We start from the raw sequence: 4560 nt of genomic DNA, 5'->3' as shown, positions 1-4560 counted from the left end.
ATTCGACATCTGAGCTGGGAATTCCTATTCTTTTGTCCTAAATATTTGATTTAATTTGCCCTGAGTTTTTCAGGGGTAACTAATTAATGAACTGCGATTCTTAGCTTAAATATTTTGCCGGCGGTAGCGAACATGAAATACCGCACTGCCGCCGAGCAGTGAGGAAGCGATGATAATGGGTAAGTTGTTACCATTTAAAAAGGTGAAGAATATACTAATTCTCACCGCACTGGATGGGTCCGATTCAAGTAAAAACGCCTTTAGACAAGCCGTAAGGTTTGCACGTAAAGAACGATGTTCGGTCACGGCAGTAACAGTTATACCAACATATGAGGGCGAAATTGAACTGATCGGCATCCAAAATATGAAGGAAGCTTTTAAAGAACCCGGTGAAAAGATCCTCGCCGAAGCGCGGCAAATTGCTGCGCAGGAAGGTGTCGAAGTCTATACGTTTCTTGCTGAGGGTGATATCCATGAGTCGATTATCGACCTGGCGGTTGCGAGGGACTGCGACTTAATCGTCATGGGCAGAAGGGGTCGTACCGGGCTTGAACGGGCTTTTATGGGGAGTGTCACCGCGCGCGTTATCGGCTACAGCCCGATTGATGTGCTGGTTATGCCACATGACAGCGTCATCAAATGGGACAATATCCTGCTTGCAGTGGATGGATCACACTATAGCGAGATTGCCGCGAGCAGGGCGATAACATTTGCGTATACGTACGGAAAAGAGTTAAATATTCTGTCTGTTGTCGATATCCCCATCGAAGCGTACGCCGAAGCGCCGGATTATGTCGAAAAGCTGGTTGAAAAGGCTCGCGACAATACCGAGCTGGTAAAAATATCAGCCGAGGTCGCTCACTTGAAAACAGAGACATTCGTTCGCGTCGGCGACGCCCATGAAAAAATATTGGATGTCGCAAGCCTTGTGAAGCCGGACATTATATGTGTCGGTAGCCACGGGCGAACCGGCCTGAGGCGGTTGCTTATGGGCAGCGTCACCGAAAAAATCATCGGTAATGCGCCGTGCCCGGTGCTTGTTGTTAAAGGATATTAATCTCTGCTACCTTAACGTGGGTAGGCACGATAGTCGTAATAATCGCAACAGTCTTTTATGGGCTCACTCCTTGTTTTCGGGGTGAGCCTATCTTATTATTAATTGGCCGGTAGTCGGTTTTTTGATGCGAAGCATTTACCTACAATTTGTTCGGGGAGATCGGTTAGGGGGCTATATGGCCGTGGGAAAGTATAAATGCATGCTGGTCGCGTTCGACGGCTCTGACTGCAGCAAAAATGCGCTTAAGCAGGCGATAAAGTTTGCCGAGAGCGAAACGTGCAGGGTTACGGCCGTCACCGTGTTGCGTTCGAGCGAAGGAGAGCCAGAGCTGGTTCGCGTGCGGCAATCAGACGGCTCCGGCCGTTCGCGTGACCATACGCCGATCAATTCGATAAAATTAATAGTCGAGGACAAGGCGGAAATTCAAACTATTCTCGAAGAAGGCGTTATACACGAAGCCATCATCGACGTTGCCGATAAACGCAACTGCGATTTGATAATAATGGGCCGGCGGGTACTTTCTCGACTTGAGAGGGCGTTTGTCGGTAGCTTTACGGCGCGCGTTATACGGTACAGCCCTATAGATGTACTGGTTATGCCGGGGAAAGCTGTGATCGCTTGGGACACCATCCTGTTCGCGACGGACGGTTCCAAGTACAGCGACATAGCGATGGACCGTGTTCTTGAACTTGCATCGGCACACGGCAGCGCCCTGAAGATCGTTTCGGTTCTTGGCGCGAGCGATAACTTATATAACGAGCTTCCCGGTGCAGTCGAGCGGATGATCGAGCACGCTCAGGAAAATGTCGATGTCGTAAAACGTAAAGCAGAGGAGATCGGCTTGGATGCCGAGACGTTTATCCGTGAAGGTGAGCCCCACGAGCAGATCGTAAAACTGGTAAATGAGCTTAAGGCCGATGCCGTCTGCATGGGAAGCCACGGCCGAACCGGTCTCGAGCGTATTCTCATGGGGAGCGTTACGGAAAAAGTAATAGAGAAGGCGAAGTGCCCGGTGCTCGTAGTTAAGCAAGCACATGTGTAGTGATTAAGTTCTAATGAAAGTGGGAATATTATGCATACGAAGTGAGATATGCATGACTAAGTGAACTTATGATAGAGAGGCTGAGGAGGCGGAAGGTATGTATAAGAATATTCTGGTAGCATTCGATGGATCTGAGTCCAGTAAGAATGCACTGGTTCAAGCGGCTAATGTTGCAAAGGAGAGCGGGTGTAATATAGCGGCTGTAACGGTTGTTCCGAGAGTCGAGGGTAGCGTAGGGGTTCCTGGTGCCGATGAAGCAAGCAAATTCTATATGACATCAATCGATCGGGCGATGTCGACGCTAGAGGAACCGGCATCGGCATGTCCAATGATCCAGGCGATAGAGCTTGAAGGCAATACGCATAAGGCGATAATTGAGGTGGCCGAGGAGCGGGGCGCCGACCTGATCGCGGTTGGGCGGAAAGGGCGTTCCGCACTGGGGAGGTTGCTGTTGGGTAGCGTTGCCGCAAGGGTTATAGGATACAGCCCTGTGGATGTTCTTGTCGTACCCGATGATACGGTTCTTAGTTGGAGCACTCTTCTGCTGGCAACCGATGGGTCAACGTATAGCAAGGCTGCGGCCGATAGAGCGATACGGATTGCCGGACATTACGGGGCCGGTCTCAAGGTTGTCTCGGTTGTCGATGTGCCGTATGAGGCGTATGGCGACGCTCCCGATGTAGTGGACCAGATGGTAGATATGGCGCAGGGTATCGTTGAATCGGTTAAGAATAAGGCGCAAGAGTTCAATGTCGGGGTAGAAACGTTCGTTAAAGAAGGCCCGGCGCAGGATATGATCTTGGAGCTTGCAAATGAACAGAAAGCAAACGTAATCGTGATGGGAAGCCACGGTAGAACCGGCTTGGCCCGCCTTCTTATGGGCAGCGTAACCGAAAAAGTTATAGGCCACGCACCGTGCCCTGTTCTGGTCGTGAAGACCGCTACGCAGGAATAGTGACCGTAATAGTAGTGCCTTCGCCATGTCGGGAACGAACGTAGAATGTGCCTCCTACCAGGCGTGCCCGTGTTTGCATGCCATCAATACCGAGTTTGCCGTGTCGAGAGAGATCGCCAAGCGTTGACGGCAATCTGAAGCCTTTACCGTTATCGCTGATAGTCACTCTGGTTTCGGTGTCTTTTAAATCGATGTTTATCTTCGCCTTGGTTGCTTCAGCATGTTTAGCTATGTTTCTGAGGGCCTCTTGGATGATTCTGAACAGCATCACCTCGATCTCGGGCGAAAAGCGCTTTTCGTTGCCGGACACCGTGAACTCTGCCGCTATCCGATGCTCTACTTTGATCTGCTCGGTAAGCCACTCTACCGCAGGGAGAAGTCCGAGGTTATCCAGAATCGACGGCCGTAAATCCCGGCTGAGGCGCCGGATCTCCTGCAACAGTTCTTTAAGCTGCTCGTGCAGGCTCCAGAGTGAGCGTAGCTTGGGCATCGGCAGGTATTCATCGGTTTGGCAAAAGTTCTCGAGTTGGTGAAGGGTGGCGATAAGGTTCTGGGCGGTTGAGTCGTGCAGGTCGCGTGAGATGCGCTGGCGCTCCTCTTCATGGGCGCGGGTGATTTGCTGAAGGTAGAAGCTTAAGTTCTCTTGCATCCTAACTTCTTTGGTTATATCTCTTCCTATAAACTGAAAGCCGCCGGGATGACCGTTATCAGAAATTAAATTAGTCGTTACGGTAAGTATTGCTTCGTTACCACCCTTTTTTATAAGCTTTTTCGTATAGGGCTGCTTCATTGTTTGCCCGGCCAAGAGCCGCTCGCGAACCTTATCGGAGACAGGTATCTCGCCTACCGGCAGGAACTTTTGAGTATCGGCCCCTATTAGCTCGGGGAGCGGGCAGCCGAAAAGATCGGCGGCGGCATGGTTGGCGGCCGTGATTTTACCGGATAAGTCCTGTACCCAAATGGCATCGTGGGCGTGCTCGAATAGTTCTCGATATTTCTTTTCGGATTGCTTTAGCTGTTCGGATGCCATTTCACGCTCGTTGTTGAGACGCGCGTTTTCCATGGCGATACCGGTGAGGTTGCCGATAGCGGTAAGTAACTCGATTTCTGAGTGCGTAAATTGGCGAGGCGCCCGTGTTGACGCACACAATGTGCCGGTAATCTTGCCCCGTGAGCGCAGCGGTACGCTTAACTGGGTTCTTATTTTTTCTCGCCGGGTATCATCGGTGGTAAGCTCGGTATCGGTTGCAGTGTCCTCAATGAGCAAAGGCCTTCCCGTCTTGGCGACCCGCCCGCAAAAACCTTCGCCCAGCTTCATTCCGTCGACAGCGGCGGCGTATTCCTGCTTAACGCCCTCAAATCCCGTAACCCTCAGCTCCTTTGCTTGCTTATCAAGGGAAAATATGAGAACGACTTCGACCTTCATAACTTCCATGACCATCTCGATGGCCGTTTCTATGACCTGTTTTATATCAAGCGATTGGCTTAACATCGCGGAGAAAACCG

4 protein-coding genes are annotated in these 4560 nt (G+C 51.0%); 3 read left to right on the top strand and 1 reads right to left on the bottom strand.

The features are described 5' to 3' along the window. Positions 1–175 precede the first annotated feature (175 nt). The 3 genes from COY37_RS05780 to COY37_RS05770 all read left to right on the top strand — a co-directional run bounded on the left by COY37_RS05780 (position 176) and on the right by COY37_RS05770 (position 3054). Positions 176–1057, top strand: a complete 882-nt coding sequence (locus tag COY37_RS05780) for a universal stress protein (RefSeq protein ID WP_286677650.1) — start codon at positions 176–178, stop codon at positions 1055–1057. A gap of 181 nt (positions 1058–1238) precedes the next feature. Continuing rightward, complete coding sequence (locus tag COY37_RS05775) at positions 1239–2099, top strand: universal stress protein (protein ID WP_286677649.1); 861 nt, start codon at positions 1239–1241, stop codon at positions 2097–2099. A gap of 97 nt (positions 2100–2196) precedes the next feature. Further along, the gene (locus COY37_RS05770) at positions 2197–3054 is read left to right on the top strand and encodes a universal stress protein (protein ID WP_286677648.1); all 858 of its coding nucleotides are present in this window, start codon (positions 2197–2199) and stop codon (positions 3052–3054) included. On the opposite strand, the gene COY37_RS05765 is transcribed toward COY37_RS05770, so the two are convergent. After that, a partial coding sequence (locus tag COY37_RS05765; RefSeq protein WP_286976681.1) for a PAS domain S-box protein occupies positions 3041–4560 on the bottom strand: 1520 nt, incomplete at its 5' end. The two genes, COY37_RS05770 and COY37_RS05765, sit on opposite strands and share 14 nt — an antisense overlap.

This window comes from Candidatus Aquicultor secundus (genome assembly GCF_002791875.1).
GTDB classification, from domain to species: domain Bacteria; phylum Actinomycetota; class Aquicultoria; order Aquicultorales; family Aquicultoraceae; genus Aquicultor_A; species Aquicultor_A secundus.
This window is presented reverse-complemented; position numbering and strand designations above follow the sequence as displayed.